The sequence below is a fragment of the Propionivibrio soli genome, assembly GCF_025770765.1.
In the GTDB taxonomy this organism is placed as follows: domain Bacteria; phylum Pseudomonadota; class Gammaproteobacteria; order Burkholderiales; family Rhodocyclaceae; genus Propionivibrio; species Propionivibrio soli.
This window is the reverse complement of the sequence record NZ_JANZKY010000008.1, coordinates 136,212-156,396: the sequence shown is the minus strand read 5'-3', so window position 1 is coordinate 156,396 and position 20,185 is coordinate 136,212. Positions and strand designations below refer to the sequence as shown.

Sequence of the window (20,185 nt, the reverse complement as noted above, 5' to 3'; positions counted from 1 at the left end):
GGCGGCCACGTCCCGTTATCGCATGGCTAGTGACGCGTCATGTCGATCGGAAGGTTTTTCATCTTGCGCCATAAGGTGACGCGGCTGATGCCGAGGCGCGTGCAGACCTCGTCGGCGCTGTGCCGCGCAAGCATATTACGGATGATCTCCGACTCCATTTGCTTTAGCGAGCCGCTGTCGGGGATGGTGAGGAGTCCGGAAGTCGTCGATGCGTGCTCCTGTTCGCCAAGAGCTTCCACGATGTGCGAGGTATCTACTAGCTCGGTTTCGCTATAGGCAACGACCTCGGCGACGTTTCTCAATTGGCGGATATTGCCTGGCCATGAGTACGTCTTTAGGAAGTCCCTGGCGGCGGACGTGAGTCCTGGGTTGTGTCCAGCCTGCCCGGCGAAACGTTGCAGGTAGTGTTCGAAGATTCGGGGAACGTCCTCGCTACGAGCCCTTAGCGGCGGGATGCGCAGCCCGACGACGTGGATGCGGTAATAGAGGTCCTGACGGAAGCCGCCAGAAAGCGTTTGTTTGAAGAGGTCGCGATTGGTCGCGGAAATGATGCGCACGTCGACCGGGATGATTTTGTCGTCACCGATACGCATGATTTCCCGTTCCTGAAGCACGCGCAGCAAACGGCTCTGGATCTCCGGGGCCATTTCACCGATTTCATCGAGGAAAAGCGTGCCCTCGTGGGCCAACTCGAACAACCCGGGCTTGCCACCCTTACGCGCGCCGGTGAAGGCGCCGTCGACATAGCCGAAAAGCTCGCTTTCCAGAAGCGTCGGAGGAATGGATGCGATGTTGACCGAAACGAACGGGCCCTTGCGGCGCTTGCTCTGGTTGTGAATGCTCTGCGCGAAGACTTCTTTACCCGTCCCGGTTTCACCGTAAATCAGCAGATTCGAGTCATGCCCGGCGAACGTCTTCGCGCGGGTGAGTACCTGCCTCATGATTTCGGATTCGCCGATCACATCCTTGAAGTGGTAACGCGCGTACAACCCCTTCTGGTAGAAAGAGGACCGGATTTTCGTCTCCGACGCTTGAATTCGCGCGACTTCGTGCAACGTAACCACTTTGCCTCGTGCTGTATGGTCGAATTCGAGCGGGATGCTGCGTGCGAACACGTTGTTGCCGTTAATCGTCGCAATCTGCTCCTTTTCTCCCGAGTCAAAGACAGCCAACGCATGCGCAAAGTCTGGCGGAGAAGCCGGTCCTGTCGAACAAAGCCGTTTTGCATGGCGGTTGAAGAAGCTCACTTCATTTTCCGGCGTAACGGCTATGACGGCTTCATCGATGTTGTCGATGATGGCGGTTAGTTGCGCCGCCTGCAGCTTTTCGCGCTCTTTGGCTTCGAGCAGGCGCACGGCTTCCTGAAGCGCGGCCTTGATCGACACAGGGCCGCTTTCAAGGAATACGGCCTTGATGCCTAATTCGCATGCTGTCTTATAGGCAACCCGACAACCGATGATCGCTTCGAACCCCTCGCTGACCTGTTCCCTGACAGTGGCTGCGATTGCTTCTTCATCATCGCGGGGCCGGATACTGACCTCGGCGTCCATGATGCGGAAGGTGCCGGCCGCTCCACTGAATAGGTTGCCCCGGCTGACGATACCGATTCGCTTGTGACCTTGACTCGTTAATTCGCTCAGGATGCCGAGCAATTCGTTGAGCGACATCGAGATTTCGACGACGCTGATCCCCGGTATTGCGCGTACGCGTTGGGCCAGTCCGCCCCGCGTAACGACAACTTCCACCTCGGGATAGCGAAGAACCTGTTCGACCGCGTTGGCGTCGTCCGATACGACGACGTGGATGTTGATCCCCATGTCGCGCGCAATCTGGGGGGCTATGTCCGCAATGCTGCGCATGGGGCTCAAGAGGAGGATAGGGCGCATGGTGACGGCGAGTAACGAGATGTTGCGAGTGTAACAAGGATTTCACAATTGAAATTACACATGTTTCAGATATGAAATGTCGCGAGAGGCGAGGGTAATAAAAACAATGAGATAGAAATGGCACGGGCTTTGCTCTCATTGGTCCAGGAGGCTTCCCGTTTATCGGTGCGGCTTCGACGTGCCTCCGGCATTGTGCCGTGGGGTCAAAACACTAAGAGAGGGATGACTTATGTTCTCAAAGATCAGTAAGAAGCTGATGGTTGCAGCGGTGGGCGCAGCCATGTGCGTAGCCGCGGGTGGCGCCGTTGCCGCGGAGACAATCAAGATCAAGATTGCCTACGGCAACAACGTCGGTGAGCCCAACGACAAGGCGGTGCGCGAGTGGGGCCGGCTGATGAAGGAACGTAGCAAGGGGCAAGTCGAATTCCAGTATTTCCCGAGCTCAATGCTCGGCTCGCAGAAGGACGTCACCGAGCAACTGACGATCGGATCGAACGTGATCACGATCTCTGATGGCGGCTTCCTGATGGATTACGTGCCGGCTTTTGGCGTGACCTATCTGCCCTACATCTACGACAACAAGGAACAGCTCTTCAAACTGGTCGACAGCGATCTGTTCAAGGACCTTTCCAAGCAGCTCGAGGCCAAGGGCCTTTACATTGTGCATAGCAAGTGGATCTACGGTGTGCGCAACATGCTCGCCACCAAACCAGCGACCAAGCCGGAAGACCTGAAGGGTCTGAAGATCCGCGTGCCGAACATCCGTCTCTCCAACGAAATGATGAACGCCATGGGCGCTACGGCGACGCCGATGCCGCTGGCTGAAGCCTATCCCGCGCTGATGCAGGGCGTGATCAACGGTGCCGAAAACCCGATTCCGGTGCTTTATGGCGGCAAGATGTTCGAAGGCGCCAAGTACCTGTTGATGACCCGCCACCAGGTCAATCTGTCCTCCTGGATCGCCGGCACCAGCTTCATCAAGAAGCTCCCGCCCGAGATCGTCCAGATGCTCAAAGAGACGGGCGAAGAAGCCGGCAAGTTCCTCGACAAGGAGAACGAGATCGCCGACAAGGACGCCGTGAAGAAGATGGAAGCCGCCGGCGTGAAAGTTGTCGAAGTGGACCGCGCCGCGTTCAAGGCCGCAATGAAGGATTTCCCGAATCGCTTCAACAAGGAATTCCCGCCGGAGGTCATGAACAAGGTTTACTCGATCATCGGATCTAAGTAACTACGGACGCGCGGGCGCCGGGTCTGGCGCCCGTCGGTTTTCTTTTCTTGGCAGTCAGGGGTGGTCTCGTCCGCGAGGTCAAGGGCGGCTGTGCCCGATACAGGTGGATCCTATGAAGGTCTTTCACGCGTTTTACGATTTTGTCCGAAGGGTCGACAACTTCTTCGGCATGCTGGCCATGGCGTTCATCATTCTGCTCGCCTGTGCCAACGTGTTCATGCGTTATGTCGTCGGCAAGCCATGGGGCTGGGTCGAAGAAGTGACGGTCTTTACTTTTGTATGGCTGACGATGCTCGGCGCCTCGGCCGTCATCCACGTCGAAGGGCATTGCTCGATCGACGTGCTGGTTCGCCGCTTTCCGCGCAACTTGCAACGTTCGATCAGTATTATCGGCGACCTGGTCGTTCTCATTACGCTTTGCCTTCTCATCTGGTTCGGCGTCGTACTGACCATCAAAGGACAAACCAAGCTCACGCCGATCCTCGGGATCCCGTACAGCTATGTCGATGCGTCGATTCCCGTTTCCTGCTCGTTGATGCTTCTGTACTACGGCCGGATGTTCTGGAACAGCCTGCGCGGCAAGAAAAATACAACCAATCTAGATGATGATGCTGAGGAGTCCGCGCAATGAGTGTTCTGATTGCCTTCCTGGTTATGTTGGCATTGTTTGCCATCAACGTTCCGGTGGCCTTTGCCATCTGCGCCGCGACTTTTGCTTACTTCTTCATCGCCCAGGATATGTCGGCCGTGATGGTGGTGCAACGAATGATCGGTGGCGCGGATAATCTGCCGTTGCTTGCCATACCGTTCTTCATGATGCTCGGTTCGGTCCTCAATTACACCGGGATCACGAATCGGCTCCTCGTTCTCGCTGATGCCCTGTCGGGGCATATGCGCGGTGGCCTTGCGCAGACCAATGTCGTGCTGGGTGCATTGATTGGCGGGCCGTCGGGCGCGGGGCTGGCCGATGCTGCGATGATCTGCAAAGTGCTCGTGCCCGAAATGAGCAAGAACGGCTACAGCCGTCCGTTCGCGGCGGCCCTGACCTCCGCTTCGGCCTTGCTTGGTCCGATTCTGCCGCCGGGCATCGGCCTCATCATCTACGGGTTCGTTTCCGACACCTCGATTGGCAAGCTGTTCATGGGCGGCATGGGGCCTGGAATCCTGTGCACCTTGCTGCTGATGGTGGCGGTCGACTACGTCGCGCGCAAGCGCGGTTACAAGGCGACTCGGCCGAAAATGGCGAGCCTCAAAGAAATGGGTAAGGCTTCGCTTGAAGCGTTCTGGGGCTTGATGCTGATGGTCCTGATCCTCGGCGGCATACGCTACGGCATTTTCACGCCGACCGAAGCCGGGGCCGTCACCTGCATCTACGCGCTGGCTGTCGGCTTCGCCTATAAGGAGACAACGTGGAAGGACGTGAAGACCGCGCTCGCCGAATCGGCGCGTGCCAACGGCTCCATCATGCTGATCCTCATGGCATCAGCCGGCTTCGCCTGGATACTGACCTGGGAAGGTGTGGCGGCGGAAGCGACGGAGTTGCTGATGGGAATATCCACGAGCCCGACCGTCTTCCTTCTGATCGTCAACGTGTTGCTGATCGTCGTGGGCATGTTCCTCGACGGGAATGCCGCCATCATTGTTTTGACTCCGCTGCTCATGCCGACGGTTCAGGCGCTGGGGATCGACCCCGTGCATTTCGGGATCATGATGATCTTCAATCTCTCGATCGGCGCCATTACGCCGCCGTTCGGCACGACGATGTTCCTCACCTGCAATTTAACAGGCGTCAAGATTGACGAATACATGAAAGAGATCGTTCCGTTCTATGTTGCGCTCGGCGTGACGCTGGCGGTCACCACGTATTACCCACCCCTTTCGCTCGTTCTCGCCAATTGGGTACCCATGTGATTGAACTGGAGAAAGCATGAAATCCGTTTGTTTGAAACAGCCCGGCGACATATCGCTGGTGGAAATTCCGGAACAGAAGCGCGAGAAAGACCAGATACTGATCAAGGTTCGCAGCGCGGGGATCTGCGGGTCTGACATCGGTGCGTACAAGGGCGTCAATCCGCTCGTGTCCTATCCGCGGATCATCGGCCATGAAATAGCCGGCGAGGTGGTCGAAGTGCCGGATGATGAGGTGGAGTTCATGCCGGGCGATCGCGTCATCATCGAGCCATACGTCTATTGCGGCAAATGCTATCCGTGCTCGATTGGCCATACCAATTGCTGCGAAAACCTGACGGTGCGTGGCGTGCATATCGAAGGTGGTATGGCGGAGTTCATCTCGCATCCCCGCCACCTGGTACATAAAGTGCCAGCTGGTATTCCGTGGAATCTCGTACCCATGGCCGAGCCGCTTGTCATAGCCATGCATGCGATCAAGCAATCGGAGACAAAAGCGGGGCAGCATGTGGTGGTTACCGGCGCCGGGCAGATCGGCCTCCTGGCGGCGCAATATGCGCTGACCTTCGGGGCAATACCGATCGTGGTCGATCCGGTCGACGAGCGTCTCGCACTCGCGCGTTCGCTTGGCGTTGCGCATACGATCAACCCAACGTCGAGCGATGCCGTCGCCGAGATTCACAGCATCACGCAGGGACGCATGGCCGAAGTGGTGATCGAAGCGTCGGGCGATGCGCGCGCGATTCGTGGCGCGATCGACTATGTGTCTTATGCTGGACACATATCGTTGGTGGGGTGGCCGAAAGCCGACATCCCGCTGCCGACCGCACTGTTCACCAAGAAAGAACTCACCGTCCGCGGTTCGCGCAACAGCGTCGGGCAGTTCCCGGAGAGCCTGCAGCTGATCGCCGAGGGCAAGGTCAACGTGGCCGCGCTTCTGACCAAGACGGTGTCGCTCGACGAGACGCCGGCAACGGTGGCTGATATCGCGGCGCATCCGGAGCGGTATCTGAAAGTGACGTGCGTTCTGTGAGCAGCGTCGTAGTGCAGGTGCCGGGCGTCGCCCTTGGGTGACCCCGCTTCCTGACTGCTCGCGGGAGGGAGGCGACGCTTCATGCGCATCATTTCCCGCCATGCGGGCCTTGCATATGTGCATGTTGAATAGGCATTGGACAGGGGGTCGGACAAATAGGATATTCGCGGCCTGATGCCATCGCACTTTCTGCGTCGGTTTTCGGGTTGCGGTCTCCGATCGGATCGACTGGCGCCCTTTTCCTTTCTGTTACAAGCAAGAACCTTGGAGAGGTCTCAATGAAAACTCTGAATAGAGCCTGCCTTGCCGAAGGCCAACTCGCCGTCGAATCGGCGGCGCCGTCGTCGCTGAAGCCGACGCGCATCCTGCAGATCGGTGACGGCAATTTCCTGCGCGCGTTCGTCGACTGGATGGTGGACGTAGCCAATGGCGCCGGACTCATGAACGGCGAAGTAACCATGGTGCAGCCGCTTGAACGTGGCGTCGCCGGGTTGATGAAGGCGCAGGACCAATTGTTCACGGTGCTGCTGCGTGGCGTGCAGAATGGCCAGCAGGTGCAGTCGAAGCGGCTGGTGAGTTGCGTCAAGAATACGGTCAATCCATATGCCGAATGGGACACGATGCTGGCGACGATGCGCGATCCGGCGTTACGCTTTGTCGTTTCCAACACGACGGAGGCCGGCATCGCGTACGTCGAGGAAAGCCTCGTCGAGGGCAAGTGCCCGGCGAATTTCCCGGCCAAGGTGACGGCGCTCTTGTTGGCCCGCTTCAAAGCGTTTAACGGCTCGCCGGAATCGGGGCTCGTTTTCCTGCCGTGCGAACTGATCGAAGCGAATGGCTCCAAGCTGAAGCAATACGTGCTGAAGTTCGCCGACGCGTGGAAACTGCCGGCCGATTTCATCGCCTGGGTGAAGAACCACAACGTTTTCTGCAACACGCTGGTCGACCGCATCGTCCCTGGCTTCCCGGCCGCCGAGGCGGAAGCGCTTTACGACGAGTTCGGCTACAAGGACCCGCTGACGGTCGCCGCCGAGCCGTTCCTGCTCTGGGTGATCGAAGGCCCGGCGAAGATTGCCGAAGAACTGCCGTTGCATAAAGCCGGTCTGGACGTTGTATGGACGGACGATCTGCAGCCCTACCGCACGCGCAAAGTGCGCATCCTCAACGGCGCGCACACGGCGAGTTCGCTCGCCTCGTATTGCGCCGGGCTGGATACGGTGCGCGAGATGACCGAGGACCCGACCGTTTCGAAGTATCTGAACAAAGTCATGTTCGACGAGATCGTCCCCTTCGTCCCGCTGCCTGACGCCGAGCGCAAAGCGTATGCCGAGACGATCATGGAGCGCTTCGCCAACCCGCACATCCGCCACGAGCTGATTTCGATCGCGCTCAACTCGGTGTCGAAGTGGCAAGTGCGCGTACTGCCGACGGTCAAGGATTTCGCCGCGAAGCACGGTACGGCCCCGGCCGGTCTATCGTTCTCGCTGGCGGCTCTGCTCAACTTCTACCATGGCAAGCTGGCCGCTAATGGGGATTACGAGGGAACCCGGGAGAAGGGCGCCTATCCGATCAAGGACAACGCCGACATTCTGACGATCATGAATGCCGCGTGGTCCGGCACAACCGACGTGACCAAGGTCGCGACGATGCTGCTTGCCGATACGCGCCTGTGGGGCGAGGATTTGACGAAGGTTCCAGGACTGGCCGAGCAGACGGCCTCCGCGTTGGCACGTATCAAGGCCGTCGGGGTCAAAGCGGCTATGGGTGAGCTGTAATCATCGGCCTTTTCGCCAAGACGGGCGTGACGCCAAGGTGGATTCATAACCACCGTTTGTCGTCGTGCCCGGTGTTTCTCCGCTTACGAATCGATTCTTGATGGAGTCCAACATGACCCAACCCACGGTGATCCGCCTGCATGCCAACGACGATGTGTTGATCGCCGCCCAGCAACTGATTCCCGGGACGACGATCGATAACGAGCGCGTCACGGTGCGCGATCTGATCCCGTCCGGCCACAAGATGGCCGCACATGACATCAAGGCGGGCGATCGCGTTCGCCGCTACAACCAGGTAATCGGCTTCGCCAAGTCGGATATCGCGGCAGGCCAGCACGTGCATGCACACAACCTCGGCATGGGTGAGTTCGAGCGCGACTACGGCATTGGCCAGGACGCGCACCCGACGAAACTTGTCGACAAGCCCGCGACATTCAAGGGGTATCGTCGTCCGAACGGTAAGGTGGGAACGCGCAACTACATCGCGGTCATCTCGTCGGTGAATTGTTCGGCAACGGTGACACGCTCGATTGCCGGGCATTTCACACGTGAGCGGCTGGCGGCTTATCCGAACGTCGACGGTGTTATCGCACTCCCGCACCCGCTCGGATGCGGTATCAACGTGGCCGGCGAGGGGATGCAGATCTTGCGCCGCACGCTCGTTGGTTATGCCAAGCACCCGAATTTCGCCGGCGTGCTTTTCGTCGGTCTCGGCTGCGAACAGAACCAGATCGCGCCGCTGATCGAGATGGTCGGCCAGCACGAGGAAGGCATGCTGCAACGCCTGGTCATGCAGGAAGAAGGCGGCACGACGGCGGCGATCCGCAAGGGCATTGCCATCGTCGAAGGCATGCTGGACAAGGCGAATGCCTATCGCCGTGAAGAGGCGCCGGTAAGCAGCCTGATCGTCGGCCTCAATTGCGGCGGCTCGGATGGTTATTCCGGCATCACCGCCAACCCGGCGCTCGGCGGAGCCTCGGACATGCTTATTGCTCAAGGGGGGACGACGATCCTCTCGGAGACGCCCGAAATCTACGGCGCCGAGCATCTGCTGACGCGCCGTGCCGCGACGCCGGAGATTGCGCAGAAGCTGATCGACCGGATCGCGTGGTGGAAGGATTACACGAGCCGGACGGGGGCGGAGATGGACAACAACCCGTCGGTTGGCAACAAGGCGGGTGGCTTGACGACGATCCTGGAAAAATCGCTCGGCGCTGTCGCCAAGAGCGGCACCAGCCAGTTGAACGGCGTCTACCTGTTTGCCGAACAGGTCGGTGCGAAAGGCTTCGTGTTCATGGACACGCCGGGATACGATCCGGTGTCGGCGACGGGGCAGGCGGCCGGCGGTGCGCAAATTATCTGCTTCACCACTGGGCGCGGTTCCGCGTTTGGCTGTGCTGGCGTACCGACGATCAAACTGGCGTCGAACAATGCTCTGTACGAACGCATGGGCGACGACATGGACGTGAATTGTGGCGATCTGATTACTGGAACGCCGATGTCCGTCATCAGTCAGCGTATTTTCGATGCGATCATCCGCCATGCTTCCGGCGAAAAGGTGCGCAGTGAGGAACTCGGTTATGGCAACGACGAGTTTCTGCCATGGCAGGTGGGCGCGGTGATGTAAGCCTTTAGCCGCTGGTTGTCGGGACGCCGTGCGGTAACCGCCGGCGTCCGTCGATGCGGCGGCGTCAATTCAGGCCGGTCCTTGGTCGGGGCTTCTTTTCGACGCTCGCCGTCAGTTCCGATCTCTGCCTGGTGTCCGCGGGTAGAGAATGCTACTGCGTCTCGAAGCGGGCACCGCCACGGCGTTCGCCGGTGAAGGGGCGCCCGAAGAGCAGGATTCCCTTGCTTTTGAGGACGACCGAGTTGTTCTTGACGAGGAAGGACTCGCCGTTGTCCGGCTTGACGCAGGTGCCGTTCGTACTCGAATCGGTGAGTACGATCCGGTCGGGGTGACGCTCGATACGGCAGTGGTTGCGGGACACGTGACTGTCGTTAACGATCAGGTCGCTCTTCGGGTCCCGGCCGATCGTCAACGTCGGGTTTTCCTCGCTGAGCTCCAGAGTCCTAAGACCATGGTGCAACACCAAGTACGGACTCGCCGGTGGAGGCTCCATATGGCTCGGCCAGAACGACTCGCCGCCATAGGCGACCGTCCCGACCTCGGCGCGCCAGTCAACCGCGTGAGCCGCCACACCGACGAGCACGGAGGCTTCGGGCATGGGCCGCGCGATCTTGCGCAAGTCGGTATTCACCTCCGCGAGCGTGAGATCCGAAATGGCGATCCCATCGTCGAGTATCGCCAGAAAGGACGCGATCTCACGGCCGTTGTCGAGGGTATCGCGCGAACGTTGGCGAATGAGTCCGCGATGGACGCCAACGCGTAACGCCAACTTGTAACCCGAGACTTGGGGTAGGACCGCACAGCGATGCTGCATCTCGCAAGCGCCGAGGAATGCGGCATCGGCTGTGTCGAACGTGCTCAAGACGCCATTTCCGAAGCGCAGTTCAATGCGGCCGCGGAAGGCCGCCGTAACCCGTTCCAGACGGTTCAGACGCCGCTCCAGCGGATAACCCGCTTTCGCCTCGTCTACGGGCGTCGAGTCGCTTTCCGTGCGGTGTACTTCAGCGTGAACAATATACCGGCTGCGTGGGCTGCTCATGGCGTTGCGGATATTCTTCTGGTCTTCGATATTCTGGCAGTGTTGGCAGAGTTTTGAACGTACGGAATGGCTGACTCGCGATCCATCCATTCGCGCCGCTCCGCTTGAAGCCTGAGGTCGCAGTTTTCATGCTCAATGCGTGCGCCGCGATATGACGATACCCGTTATCCCGTGGCGCGTCGAGCCTCCCGCGCGGGGTTGGCAGCATCTTGATTTGCGTCGTCGTCAAAAAGGCGACTCTGCCATGTATCCCGCACCTTCAAGCGCTCTTCGAGCTTTGCGGGAAAGGCATGCTGCCGCATTCCCCAATCGGGAGAAACGAGCACCGCCGGCGGAACCTCGCTGCCGAGGCGCTGAATCTTGATCTGCGGCGGCAGGTATTCCAGGACATCGACCACGGCGTTCAAATATCTGTCCGGGTCGAGCAAAGGGATGCTTTCCGGCGCCGCGCGATACTGGTTGGCGAGCCGAGTGCCGCGTACGATCTGAAGCTGATGAAACTTCAAAGCATCGAGAGGCAAGCGAGCGAGCGCCTTGGCACCCTCGATCAGGCTTTCCTGTGTTTCCAGCGGTAGCCCGAGCAGCAGGTGGCCAGTGATGAACAGGCCGCGTTGTGCCGCGCGATTGATCGCCTCCTGGGTACAGGCAAAATCGTGGCCGCGCAGGCATTCGCGTAGTACCGCGTCGCTGCATGACTCGATACCGATCTCGAGTTCCACCGGCATGGTTTGGGCCAGTTCCGCGAGATAGTCGAGGGTGGCGTCCGGCAGACAGTCCGGCCGCGTGCCAACCACCAGTCCCCCAATGGCGGGATGAGCAAGGGCGACGGCGTAGCGCTCCTTCAGAACCTCGAGATCGTCGTAGGTATTTGAATAACTCTGAAAGTAAGCCAGGAATGCCTTGGTCCTCGGGTAACGCCGCCGCATGAACTCGACACCGATGTCGATCTGCTGGGTTATGTCGCGGTGTTGCCGCAGATAGCTTGGTGTAAATCCCTCATTGTTACAGAACGTGCACCCGCCGACGCCACGCGAGCCATCGCGGTTAGGGCAGGTGAAGCCGGCGTCGATGGACACCTTTTGCAGGCGGCCGCCGTGCGCGAGCTTGGCCCATTCGTTATACGAGTGGTAACGCAATCCACTGAAGGGGGCGAGGCTTTCGGCAAGATCGGTCATGTTCGGCGGTTCTTTTGCGCGTGCAATCTACGAGAGCGGTGGCGAGAGTTATGGGGCGTCCACGGTTGGCGGCAGGCAGGGCCGTTCAGTTTACCGTCTCCATGGCGTGGCAGATTAACCCTGTCTTTCCCCTCCGCTCGGGGCAGCGTTTGAACAGCGTGGTGGTGGAACGTTCCTCGCATCGGCCGCTTTCCAATGACCACGCTAGCACGTCGTTTGCTGCGCTGATTTGCAAGCACGTGAGTAAATAACGATATGTAATAAATAAATAAATAAACAGACTTTGCGGTTCTATATCGCGCCTTTATAGTCCAAATCGTTCGCAAAAACAGGAGTGAAAACATGCCCCGCTGGGTATCCCGCATTGCTATCGTCGCCGCGATCGTTCTGGTCGGCGCGGCTCCAGCCGTTGCGCAAACATCCTTGCTCAACGTTTCCTATGACGTGGCGCGCGACTTCTACAAAGACTACAACCCGCTGTTCCAGAAATACTGGAAAGCCAAGACCGGCGAGACGGTCGAACTGAAGCAGTCGCACGCGGGTTCGAGCAAGCAGGTGCGCGCGGTTGCCGACGGTCTGGAGGCCGACGTGGTGACGATGAACCAGGCGTCGGACGTCGATTTCCTTGCCGAGAAAGGGTTGGTGGCGAAGGACTATGCCAAGCGCTTTCCCAACAACGCCTCCCCTTATACCTCGACGATGGTATTCATCGTGCGCAAGGGGAATCCCAAGGCCTTGCAAGATTGGTCCGATCTGGTGAAACCGGGCGTGCAAGTCATCCTGCCGCATCCCAAGAATACCGGCAACGGCCGCTACAGCTACCTCGCCGCATGGGGCTACGCACTCAAGCAGCCGGGAGGAAGCAATAAGTCGGCGCAGGAGTTCGTCGGCAAGCTGCTCAAGAACGCGCCGCTTTTCGCCGCCGGCGGACGGGATGCGACGACGACGTTCATGCAACGCGGCATCGGCGACGTGCTGGTGTCCTTCGAGAGCGAGGCGGAGTTGATCGCCAAGGAATTCGGCAAGGGCAGCTTCGACGTCGTGTATCCGTCACTGTCGATCCTGACGGAGTTCCCGGTAGCCATCGTGGACAAAGTGGTCGACAAGAAAGGCACCCGCAAGCTGGCGCAAGAATACCTGGACTACTTATGGTCGAAGGACGGGCAGGAGAATGCCGCGCAGAATTACCTGCGTCCGCGCGATCCGGAGGTCTTGAAGAAGCATGCCGCGGAGTTTCCGGCGATCAAGACCTTTACCGTGGATGAGGTGTTCGGTGGCTGGGCGAAGGCCTTCCCGGCGCACTTCAAGGACGGCGGCACGTTCGACCAGGTGTATCAAAGTAAGTAACCCCGATTAGTTGCCGCCATCGGCGTACCAACGGAGCGAATCGGCGACCGATACGGGGACGACCAATCCGGGGCCGGGGCTGTTAGCAACCCCGCTCCGGCAAGTCAGTACATTGACCAACAACCAGGACCTGCGGCCGCAAGGGGAACGCGGCGCCCGAAAATTTGGCCCAACAATAACGATGAAAAACAAACACGTCCTCCCCGGCTTCGGCCTCGCGCTCGGGATCACGCTCGTCTATTTGTCGCTGCTTGTGTTGCTGCCGCTCTCCGGGCTCGCCTTCAAAGCAAGTTCGCTAAGTGCCGGCGAGCTGTGGAATGTGGCGACCAGCGAACGCGCACTCGCTTCGTACCGCGTCACGTTTGGCGCCTCGCTGTTGGCGGCGGGGATCAATGCCGTGTTCGGGTTGATCGTCGCCTGGGTACTGGTGCGCTATCCGTTCCCGGGAAAACGGCTCGTCGATTCGCTCGTCGATCTGCCGTTCGCTCTGCCGACGGCGGTGGCCGGCATCACCCTCGCGACGTTATATGCCGGCAATGGCTGGCTCGGGCGTTTCCTTGAGCCGCTCGGCCTCAAGGTGGCCTTCACGCCGCTCGGTATCGTCGTTGCGCTGACTTTCATTGGCTTGCCGTTCGTCGTGCGCACATTGCAGCCGGTGATCGAAGATATTGAGCCGGAAATCGAAGAAGCGGCGGCATCGCTTGGGGCCTCGCGCTTGCAGACCTTCCTTCGTGTATTGCTGCCCGGCGTTTTTCCTGCGCTGCTCACTGGGTTCACGCTGGCGTTCTCGCGGGCGATCGGCGAGTACGGCTCGGTCATCTTCATCGCCGGCAACATGCCGCTGATCTCCGAGATCACGCCGCTGCTCATCATCTCGAAGCTCGAACAGTACGACGTCATCGGCGCGACGGCACTGGCGCTCGTCATGCTCGTGATTTCGTTTGTCATGCTGCTTGCGGTCAACGCGCTGCAGTGGTGGTCGGCCAACCGGCATCACGGGCGGGAAAAGGTAAGCCTATGAGCGGACAAACCACCCGCCTCGCAACGGCCGAGCCGCGTTGGCTGCGCGCTGTGCTGATGGTCGTCGGCTTGGGTTTCCTTTTCTTCTTCCTGGCGTTGCCCTTGGTAGCCGTTTTCGTCGAAGCGTTCCAGGGCGGTATGAGTGCCTACGTCGAGGCGTTGCGCCATCCTGAGACGCTTTCGGCGATCGGGCTCACGGTTTTCATCGCCGTCTTCGTACTGCCGTTCAATATCGCCGTCGGCGTCGCGGCGGCTTGGGCGATCGCCAAGTTCGACTTTCGCGGCAAGAGCCTGTTGATCACGCTGATCGATCTGCCGTTTGCCGTTTCGCCGGTCGTCGTTGGCCTCGTCTTCCTGCTCATCTTCGGTGCCCAAGGTCTGTTTGGCCCGTGGCTGGCGGCGCATGACGTAAAGATCGTCTTCGCGTTGCCCGGCATGATCATCGTCACGCTGTTCATCACCTTTCCTTTCGTCGCGCGCGAATTGATCCCGCTGATGCAGGCACAAGGCAAGGACGAGGAAGAGGCCGCCATTTCGCTTGGCGCCAGTGCTTGGCAGATGTTCTTCCGCGTGACATTGCCGAACATCAAGTGGGGCCTGCTCTACGGCGTGATTCTTGCCAATGCGCGGGCGATGGGCGAGTTCGGCGCCGTGTCGGTCGTCTCGGGCCATATCCGCGGCGAAACGAACACGCTGCCCCTGCACGTGGAGATTCTTTACAACGAGTACAACGCCGTCGGCGCTTTTGCCTCCGCGTCCGTCCTCGCACTGCTGGCTCTCGTCACGCTCGTTGCGAAGACGGTGGTCGAATGGCAGATGAGACGCGAGACGGTAATGCTCGATACACCCCTCGCCCCCGAAAACGTCGGCCAGCCTAGCGGAACACAACCATGAGCATAGAGATTTGCGGCGTCGGCAAGCGCTTCGGCAATTTTGTCGCGCTCGACAACATCAACCTCAGCATTCCGACCGGCGAACTCGTCGCCCTTCTCGGGCCATCGGGCTGCGGCAAGACAACGCTGCTGCGCATCATCGCGGGCATGGAAACCCCCGATGGCGGCCACGTGAAGTTCGCGGGCGAGGAGGCTACGCACCTGCATGCGCGCGAACGCAACGTGGGTTTCGTCTTTCAGCATTACGCGCTGTTTCGGCACATGTCGGTATTCGAGAACGTCGCCTTCGGGCTGCGTGTCAAACCGCGCGGGGAACGACCGGCCGAAAACGAGATCCGCCGGCGTGTGATCGATCTCCTGAAGCTTGTGCAACTCGACTGGCTTGCCGATCGCTATCCCTCGCAACTCTCGGGTGGCCAGCGGCAACGCATCGCGCTGGCGCGCGCCTTGGCCGTCGAGCCAAAAGTTCTGCTCCTCGACGAACCGTTCGGCGCCCTCGATACGAAGGTGCGCAAGGAGCTCCGCCGTTGGCTACGGCGACTGCACGACGAGGTGCACATTTCCAGTGTGTTCGTGACGCACGATCAGGAAGAAGCACTCGAAGTCGCGGACCGGGTCGTCGTCATGAATCACGGGCGGATCGAACAGATCGGTACGCCGGACGAGGTTTACTCCAATCCGGCATCGCCCTTCGTCTATCAGTTTCTTGGCAACGTGAACGTTTTCCACAGCCGCGTGCACGGGCAATGGGCGGATGTCGGCGGGGGTGAAAACGAAGAAAAGGCTTCCGATACACCAGACGCTACGCCGTCCGGGCAGGCCGAGAAAAAAGGCGAGGCGTTGGCCTTTGTCCGTCCCCACGACATCGATATCGAGCGCAGCCCAGTGGCGGGAAGCATCGAGGCAACGGTGCAGGATGTGCATGCCATCGGCCCCATCGTGCGCGTCGAACTCGCCCATGCGTCGGAACTCATTGAAGTCGAAATCACCCGCGAGCGCGCCGCGGGACTGAATCTCGTCCGTGGCTTGGCCGTTTGGCTGAAACCACGCCAGGTCAAGGTGTTCAACGTTGCGGCGAGTCAACTCGAAGAAGGCGGCTCGGGCATCTAGTCGCCATTCCCTCTATGCCTGCTACCGCGGGCGCTGCGGCGGTCCTTTTTTCGTTTGTCGGGAAACGAGCGCAGGGCCGTAGTGTCCAACCGTCGTCGAATAGCGTCGAAATATCGCGAAAATCGACTTTCGACGCTCGATATTCGGGCCGTTATTCACTAAACTACAACCATTGTTGGTGGTGTTGCGCGGTCACTCCTTTCCCGTTCGCGGCCCACGACGCTTAGAGGTGCCCCATGAGTGTCTTCAAGCATATCCTCTCCGTTCTCGGCAAGCCGGATGCGGCCCCCGCGGCGCCTGTCGTCGAAACGCCGCAACCGACCGAGCGACGGCGGAAGAAGCGAGTGGGGTCGCATAAGGGCCGACGCGTATTGATCATCGACGACTCGGCAACAATCACGGCGGCGCTGGGGAAAATACTTCGCTCCGCAGGATGTATTGCCATCGAAGCCGCCGACGCCGAGAAGGGGTTGTTGCTTCTCTCGAGCGAGAAACCGGATCTCGTTTTCCTCGACATCGTGCTGCCCGGGATGAACGGATTCGCCGCCCTGCGTTTAATGCGACGCGATCCCGTGTCGCGCGATGTTCCCGTCATCATGATCAGCGGTAATGAACAAGCGACCGAGCAGTTCTACGCCAAGCGTATCGGCGCCGACGATTTCATGAAGAAGCCGTTCTCCCGTCATGAAGTCTTCGCCCGGATCGAAGGATTGATTGAACGCGGCAAACTCAAACGCATCCCGGTTCCGAATGCCGAATCCCCCGCAAACCTGGGACCGGCAGCCCAAGGTGCCGCAGTCGCGGCGGCTTCATCGGCAAACACGGGAAGCGCGGCCGCGACAACGACGGCTTCGGTGACCCCGTTGCCCACGGCCCGCGATTCGATCGCTGTTCCAGGAGCCGCGCCGGTCGGCGTTCCGCCTTTACGCAAGATATTTTCGCGCGATGCAGGAAGTGCTTCCGGCACCCCAGGAAACACCTTCACCGCGGCGTCCCTGGAGGCGCGCAAGCAATTGACGGCGATGGGGCTGCAGTACTTCAGTCAGGATCAGTTCCTGTCCGCCATCCATCGCTGGGACGAGTTGGCGATCGGTTTCTTTATTGCCGGCGGCGGCGTCGATACGAATGTCATTGTCGACGGCAAGACGTTGCGTGAATTGGCGCAAGCGCGTCGGCACAGCCACATCATTGCGCTGCTAGAACGCAAAGCCACGGCCTGACGGCGCCCTTTGCTTACGGGCCGGGCTTGTAAGCGAGGGGCGTGGATTTGGCTAAGGTCGGCGCCATATCTCTATCGAGCGTCGAGGTGGATCTAAGCATGCGGTGCAAGGTTCGCGTGTTGCGCGAGAGGGGCCGATTAGCGGCTCCGTATGCCGAGGCGGAGCATATTAGCGTCCCGTTCTTACCAGCCTGGTCGCTGCCGATCAAAGCGCATTCCCTCGTCTACCCGGAACGCTACGCGCAGCGCGTCGAAGTTGCCCGTTTCGTTTCTTGGTTGCGCGGTCAGGTATCCGATTCACTGGGAGCGCCCGCTGGGAGCTGACGGTGCCCCGCCGCTTTGCGCCTACAGCTCCTTCTCCGACTGGGTAGCGGTCAACGCGCTTCATTTGAGCTAGGCGGGGGCCGGGGCTCCAGGTATACGTTAAGCCTCGCCGTCTGCCGGGGAGCAGGGAGGCGGATGGTATAATCATTCGCTTTCCGGCTCTTTCAGCAGACCCTCGCGAATCGCTTGTCCATGGCGCTTTTCACTCTCGGTATCAATCACCGCACAGCGCCGCTCGCCGTTCGTGAACCCCTTGCGTTTCACCCCGAGGAGTTGCGGCGGGCGCTTGCCGATCTGATCAGCCGCGGCTGGGCTCAGGAGGCGGCAATCCTGTCGACCTGCAACCGCACGGAGCTTTACTGCGAGGCCCGCGATCCGTCGGTTGCCCGGGACTGGCTGACGGATTATCGGCGAATCAGTGCATCCGACATCGAGCCGTTTCTTTACACGTACCCGGACCGCGAAGCCGTGCGGCATGCCTTTCGCGTCGCCAGCGGCCTCGACTCGATGGTGCTCGGCGAACCGCAGATCCTTGGCCAGATGAAGGACGCCATGCGCATCGCGCGCGAGGAAGGCGCCCTTGGAACCACGTTGCACAAGCTGTTCCAGAGCGCGTTCGCCGTGGCCAAGGATGTACGATCGACGACAGCCATCGGCGCCAATATCGTGTCGATGGCGGCGGCGGCCGTGCGACTCGCAGAACGTATCTTTGAAAGCATTGCCGACCAGAAACTGCTGCTGATCGGTGCCGGCGAAATGATCGAGCTGTGCGCGGCACACTTTGCCGCGCGCAAGCCGAAGCAGATCGTTGTGGCCAACCGCACGCTCGACCGCGGTCAGGCGTTGGCCGAACGATTCGGTGCAACGGCCATCCGGCTTGAGGATGTGGCGGAACGCCTCGCCGAGTTTGATATCGTCGTTTCCAGCACGGCGAGCCAGTTGCCGATCATTGGCCTCGGCCTCGTCGAGCGCGCCATCCGGGCGCGACGGCATCGCCCGATGTTCATGGTCGACCTGGCTGTGCCTCGTGATGTCGAGGTCGAGGTGGGGGAACTCGACGATGTGTTCCTATACACGGTTGACGACCTTGCGCAGGTGGTCGAATCCGGGCTTGAGTCCCGGCAGGCGGCGGTGATCGATGCCGAAGCGATCATCGGCGCGCGCGTTGATGCTTTTTTTGATTGGTTGCACACGCGCCAGGCCGTGCCGGTGATCCGGTCGTTGCGCGACAGCGCCGAGCGGGTGCGACGGCATGAGATGGAACATGCCTTGAAACTGCTCGCGCGCGGTGATGAGCCGGCGCGCGTGCTCGATGAACTCTCGCAACGCCTGACCAACAAGTTCCTGCATCCTCCTTTGCAGGCGCTCAGTCATGGCGAAGGCGACCGCACGGAATTGCAGGCGCTGATAAGCCGTCTGTTCAATCTGCATCACGACTGAGACGACTGACATAGCGGCTGTCGTTGCCGCCTTTTCCCGCCAGCCTTCGCTCGCGGGTTCGTTTTTGGGTTTGGGCTATGAAACAAAGCATTCGTGACAAACTGGAAAGCCTGCGCGGCCGGCTCGACGAGCTCGACCGCACGTTGGCGAGCGAGGAGGCGACGCGCGATATGGATCAGTATCGCAAGCTGACGCGCGAGCATGCCGAACTCGGGCCGGTCGTGGCGCTCTATGAGAACTGGCTGCAGAGCGAGGCGGATCTCAAGGCCGCGCAGGAGATGATGGCCGACCCTGAGATGAAGGACCTGGCAGAAGACGAGGTCAAGGAGATCAAGGAACGCCTGCCGCAGCTCGAAAACGAACTGCAGCGTCTATTGCTGCCGAAAGACGCGAACGACGACCGCAATGTGTTCCTGGAAATCCGCGCGGGCACGGGTGGTGACGAATCGGCACTATTCGCGGGCGACCTCTTCCGAATGTATACGCGCTTCGCCGAGCGCCAGCGTTGGCAGGTGGAAATCGTGTCCGCGAACGAGTCGGAGATCGGCGGCTACAAGGAAGTCATTGCCCGGGTTGTCGGCAATGGCGTGTATTCGAAACTCAAGTTCGAGTCAGGCGGGCACCGCGTGCAGCGGGTACCGGAAACAGAAGCGCAGGGCCGCATCCACACTTCGGCGTGCACGGTCGCCGTGATGCCGGAAGCCGACGAACTCGAGGACGTCCACATCAACCCGGCCGATATCCGCATCGACACCTTCCGCGCTTCGGGCGCCGGCGGTCAGCACATCAACAAGACCGACTCCGCGGTGCGTATCGTGCACCTGCCGACCGGCATCGTGGTCGAATGCCAGGATGGGCGGTCGCAGCACAAGAACAAGGCGCAGGCGATGTCCGTGCTCGTCGCCCGCATCCGCGATGCGCAGGAACGCGAGCAGCATGCGAAGATCGCTTCCGAACGCAAGAGCCTGATCGGCAGCGGCGACCGCTCCGAACGCATCCGCACCTACAATTTCCCGCAGGGCCGCGTTACCGACCATCGCATCAACCTAACCTTGTACAAGATCGACTCGATCATGGACGGCGATCTCGACGACCTGATCGGCGCGCTGTCTACCGAGCATCAGGCCGAGCAGCTCGCGGCGTTGGCCGGTAACGAGTAAG

Annotated in this window: 16 protein-coding genes; 13 read left to right on the top strand and 3 right to left on the bottom strand. The window is 60.2% G+C overall.

Translation table 11 applies throughout. The features are described 5' to 3' along the window. Positions 1–26 precede the first annotated feature (26 nt). Entirely contained in the window at positions 27–1,859 is a 1,833-nt protein-coding gene (locus NZ453_RS11260) for a sigma 54-interacting transcriptional regulator (protein WP_263770675.1), read from the bottom strand. Positions 1,860–2,115: 256 nt separating this feature from the next. Here NZ453_RS11260 and NZ453_RS11255 point away from each other — a divergent pair, with 256 nt between their 5' ends. From NZ453_RS11255 to NZ453_RS11230, 6 genes are all read left to right on the top strand, one after another. After that, positions 2,116–3,114, top strand: a complete 999-nt coding sequence (locus tag NZ453_RS11255) for a C4-dicarboxylate TRAP transporter substrate-binding protein (RefSeq protein ID WP_263770674.1) — start codon at positions 2,116–2,118, stop codon at positions 3,112–3,114. Positions 3,115–3,226: 112 nt separating this feature from the next. Then, positions 3,227–3,745 (top strand): TRAP transporter small permease, encoded by a 519-nt coding sequence (locus NZ453_RS11250; RefSeq protein ID WP_263770673.1) that lies wholly within the window; start codon positions 3,227–3,229, stop codon positions 3,743–3,745. Then, complete coding sequence (locus NZ453_RS11245; RefSeq protein ID WP_263770672.1) at positions 3,742–5,025, top strand: TRAP transporter large permease; 1,284 nt, start codon at positions 3,742–3,744, stop codon at positions 5,023–5,025. The genes NZ453_RS11250 and NZ453_RS11245 overlap by 4 nt, the downstream gene beginning before the upstream one ends. A gap of 16 nt (positions 5,026–5,041) precedes the next feature. After that, positions 5,042–6,055 carry a zinc-binding alcohol dehydrogenase family protein gene (locus NZ453_RS11240; protein WP_263770671.1) on the top strand — a complete coding sequence of 338 codons (1,014 nt, stop codon included), beginning with the start codon at positions 5,042–5,044 and terminating at the stop codon, positions 6,053–6,055. Between the two features lie 278 nt (positions 6,056–6,333). Beyond that, on the top strand, positions 6,334–7,830 hold the full coding sequence (locus tag NZ453_RS11235; protein WP_263770669.1) for a tagaturonate reductase: 1,497 nt from the start codon (positions 6,334–6,336) through the stop codon (positions 7,828–7,830). 112 nt (positions 7,831–7,942) lie between these two features. Continuing rightward, on the top strand, positions 7,943–9,457 hold the full coding sequence (locus NZ453_RS11230; protein ID WP_263770668.1) for a UxaA family hydrolase: 1,515 nt from the start codon (positions 7,943–7,945) through the stop codon (positions 9,455–9,457). Between the two features lie 151 nt (positions 9,458–9,608). On the opposite strand, the gene NZ453_RS11225 is transcribed toward NZ453_RS11230, so the two are convergent. Both NZ453_RS11225 and mnmL read right to left on the bottom strand, forming a co-directional pair. After that, positions 9,609–10,586 carry an FHA domain-containing protein gene (locus tag NZ453_RS11225; RefSeq protein WP_263770667.1) on the bottom strand — a complete coding sequence of 326 codons (978 nt, stop codon included), beginning with the start codon at positions 10,584–10,586 and terminating at the stop codon, positions 9,609–9,611. Between the two features lie 74 nt (positions 10,587–10,660). Then, entirely contained in the window at positions 10,661–11,671 is a 1,011-nt protein-coding gene (gene mnmL / locus NZ453_RS11220) for a tRNA modification radical SAM protein MnmL/YtqA (protein WP_263770666.1), read from the bottom strand. A 342-nt stretch (positions 11,672–12,013) separates the two neighbouring features. Between mnmL and NZ453_RS11215 the strand changes: the two genes are divergently transcribed. From NZ453_RS11215 to prfA, 7 genes are all read left to right on the top strand, one after another. Further along, on the top strand, positions 12,014–13,018 hold the full coding sequence (locus tag NZ453_RS11215) for a sulfate ABC transporter substrate-binding protein (protein ID WP_263770665.1): 1,005 nt from the start codon (positions 12,014–12,016) through the stop codon (positions 13,016–13,018). Positions 13,019–13,199: 181 nt separating this feature from the next. Further along, positions 13,200–14,039, top strand: coding sequence for a sulfate ABC transporter permease subunit CysT (gene cysT, locus NZ453_RS11210; RefSeq protein WP_263770664.1), 840 nt, complete (start codon positions 13,200–13,202; stop codon positions 14,037–14,039). Then, on the top strand, positions 14,036–14,932 hold the full coding sequence (cysW, locus tag NZ453_RS11205) for a sulfate ABC transporter permease subunit CysW (protein ID WP_263770663.1): 897 nt from the start codon (positions 14,036–14,038) through the stop codon (positions 14,930–14,932). Before cysT ends, cysW begins: the two co-directional genes overlap by 4 nt. After that, a complete protein-coding gene (locus NZ453_RS11200; protein WP_263770662.1) occupies positions 14,929–16,041 on the top strand; it encodes a sulfate/molybdate ABC transporter ATP-binding protein in 1,113 nt (370 codons plus the stop codon). The genes cysW and NZ453_RS11200 overlap by 4 nt, the downstream gene beginning before the upstream one ends. 236 nt (positions 16,042–16,277) lie before the next feature. After that, positions 16,278–17,261, top strand: coding sequence for a response regulator (locus NZ453_RS11195; protein WP_263770661.1), 984 nt, complete (start codon positions 16,278–16,280; stop codon positions 17,259–17,261). Between the two features lie 515 nt (positions 17,262–17,776). Next, the gene (gene hemA, locus NZ453_RS11190) at positions 17,777–19,024 is read left to right on the top strand and encodes a glutamyl-tRNA reductase (protein ID WP_263770660.1); all 1,248 of its coding nucleotides are present in this window, start codon (positions 17,777–17,779) and stop codon (positions 19,022–19,024) included. A 77-nt stretch (positions 19,025–19,101) separates the two neighbouring features. Then, positions 19,102–20,184 carry a peptide chain release factor 1 gene (prfA, locus tag NZ453_RS11185; protein ID WP_263770659.1) on the top strand — a complete coding sequence of 361 codons (1,083 nt, stop codon included), beginning with the start codon at positions 19,102–19,104 and terminating at the stop codon, positions 20,182–20,184. Position 20,185: the final 1 nt, after the last annotated feature.

Bases quoted from the DNA above. Each gene is read 5' to 3' on its own strand.
- NZ453_RS11260 (WP_263770675.1), bottom strand. From the start codon at position 1,859: ATGCGCAGCATTGCGGACATAGCCCCCCAGATTGCGCGCGACATGGGG.
- NZ453_RS11255 (WP_263770674.1), top strand. From the start codon at position 2,116: ATGTTCTCAAAGATCAGTAAGAAGCTGATGGTTGCAGCGGTGGGCGCA.
- NZ453_RS11250 (WP_263770673.1), top strand. From the start codon at position 3,227: ATGAAGGTCTTTCACGCGTTTTACGATTTTGTCCGAAGGGTCGACAAC.
- NZ453_RS11245 (WP_263770672.1), top strand. From the start codon at position 3,742: ATGAGTGTTCTGATTGCCTTCCTGGTTATGTTGGCATTGTTTGCCATC.
- NZ453_RS11240 (WP_263770671.1), top strand. From the start codon at position 5,042: ATGAAATCCGTTTGTTTGAAACAGCCCGGCGACATATCGCTGGTGGAA.
- NZ453_RS11235 (WP_263770669.1), top strand. From the start codon at position 6,334: ATGAAAACTCTGAATAGAGCCTGCCTTGCCGAAGGCCAACTCGCCGTC.
- NZ453_RS11230 (WP_263770668.1), top strand. From the start codon at position 7,943: ATGACCCAACCCACGGTGATCCGCCTGCATGCCAACGACGATGTGTTG.
- NZ453_RS11225 (WP_263770667.1), bottom strand. From the start codon at position 10,586: ATGGATGGATCGCGAGTCAGCCATTCCGTACGTTCAAAACTCTGCCAA.
- mnmL (WP_263770666.1), bottom strand. From the start codon at position 11,671: ATGACCGATCTTGCCGAAAGCCTCGCCCCCTTCAGTGGATTGCGTTAC.
- NZ453_RS11215 (WP_263770665.1), top strand. From the start codon at position 12,014: ATGCCCCGCTGGGTATCCCGCATTGCTATCGTCGCCGCGATCGTTCTG.
- cysT (WP_263770664.1), top strand. From the start codon at position 13,200: ATGAAAAACAAACACGTCCTCCCCGGCTTCGGCCTCGCGCTCGGGATC.
- cysW (WP_263770663.1), top strand. From the start codon at position 14,036: ATGAGCGGACAAACCACCCGCCTCGCAACGGCCGAGCCGCGTTGGCTG.
- NZ453_RS11200 (WP_263770662.1), top strand. From the start codon at position 14,929: ATGAGCATAGAGATTTGCGGCGTCGGCAAGCGCTTCGGCAATTTTGTC.
- NZ453_RS11195 (WP_263770661.1), top strand. From the start codon at position 16,278: ATGAGTGTCTTCAAGCATATCCTCTCCGTTCTCGGCAAGCCGGATGCG.
- hemA (WP_263770660.1), top strand. From the start codon at position 17,777: ATGGCGCTTTTCACTCTCGGTATCAATCACCGCACAGCGCCGCTCGCC.
- prfA (WP_263770659.1), top strand. From the start codon at position 19,102: ATGAAACAAAGCATTCGTGACAAACTGGAAAGCCTGCGCGGCCGGCTC.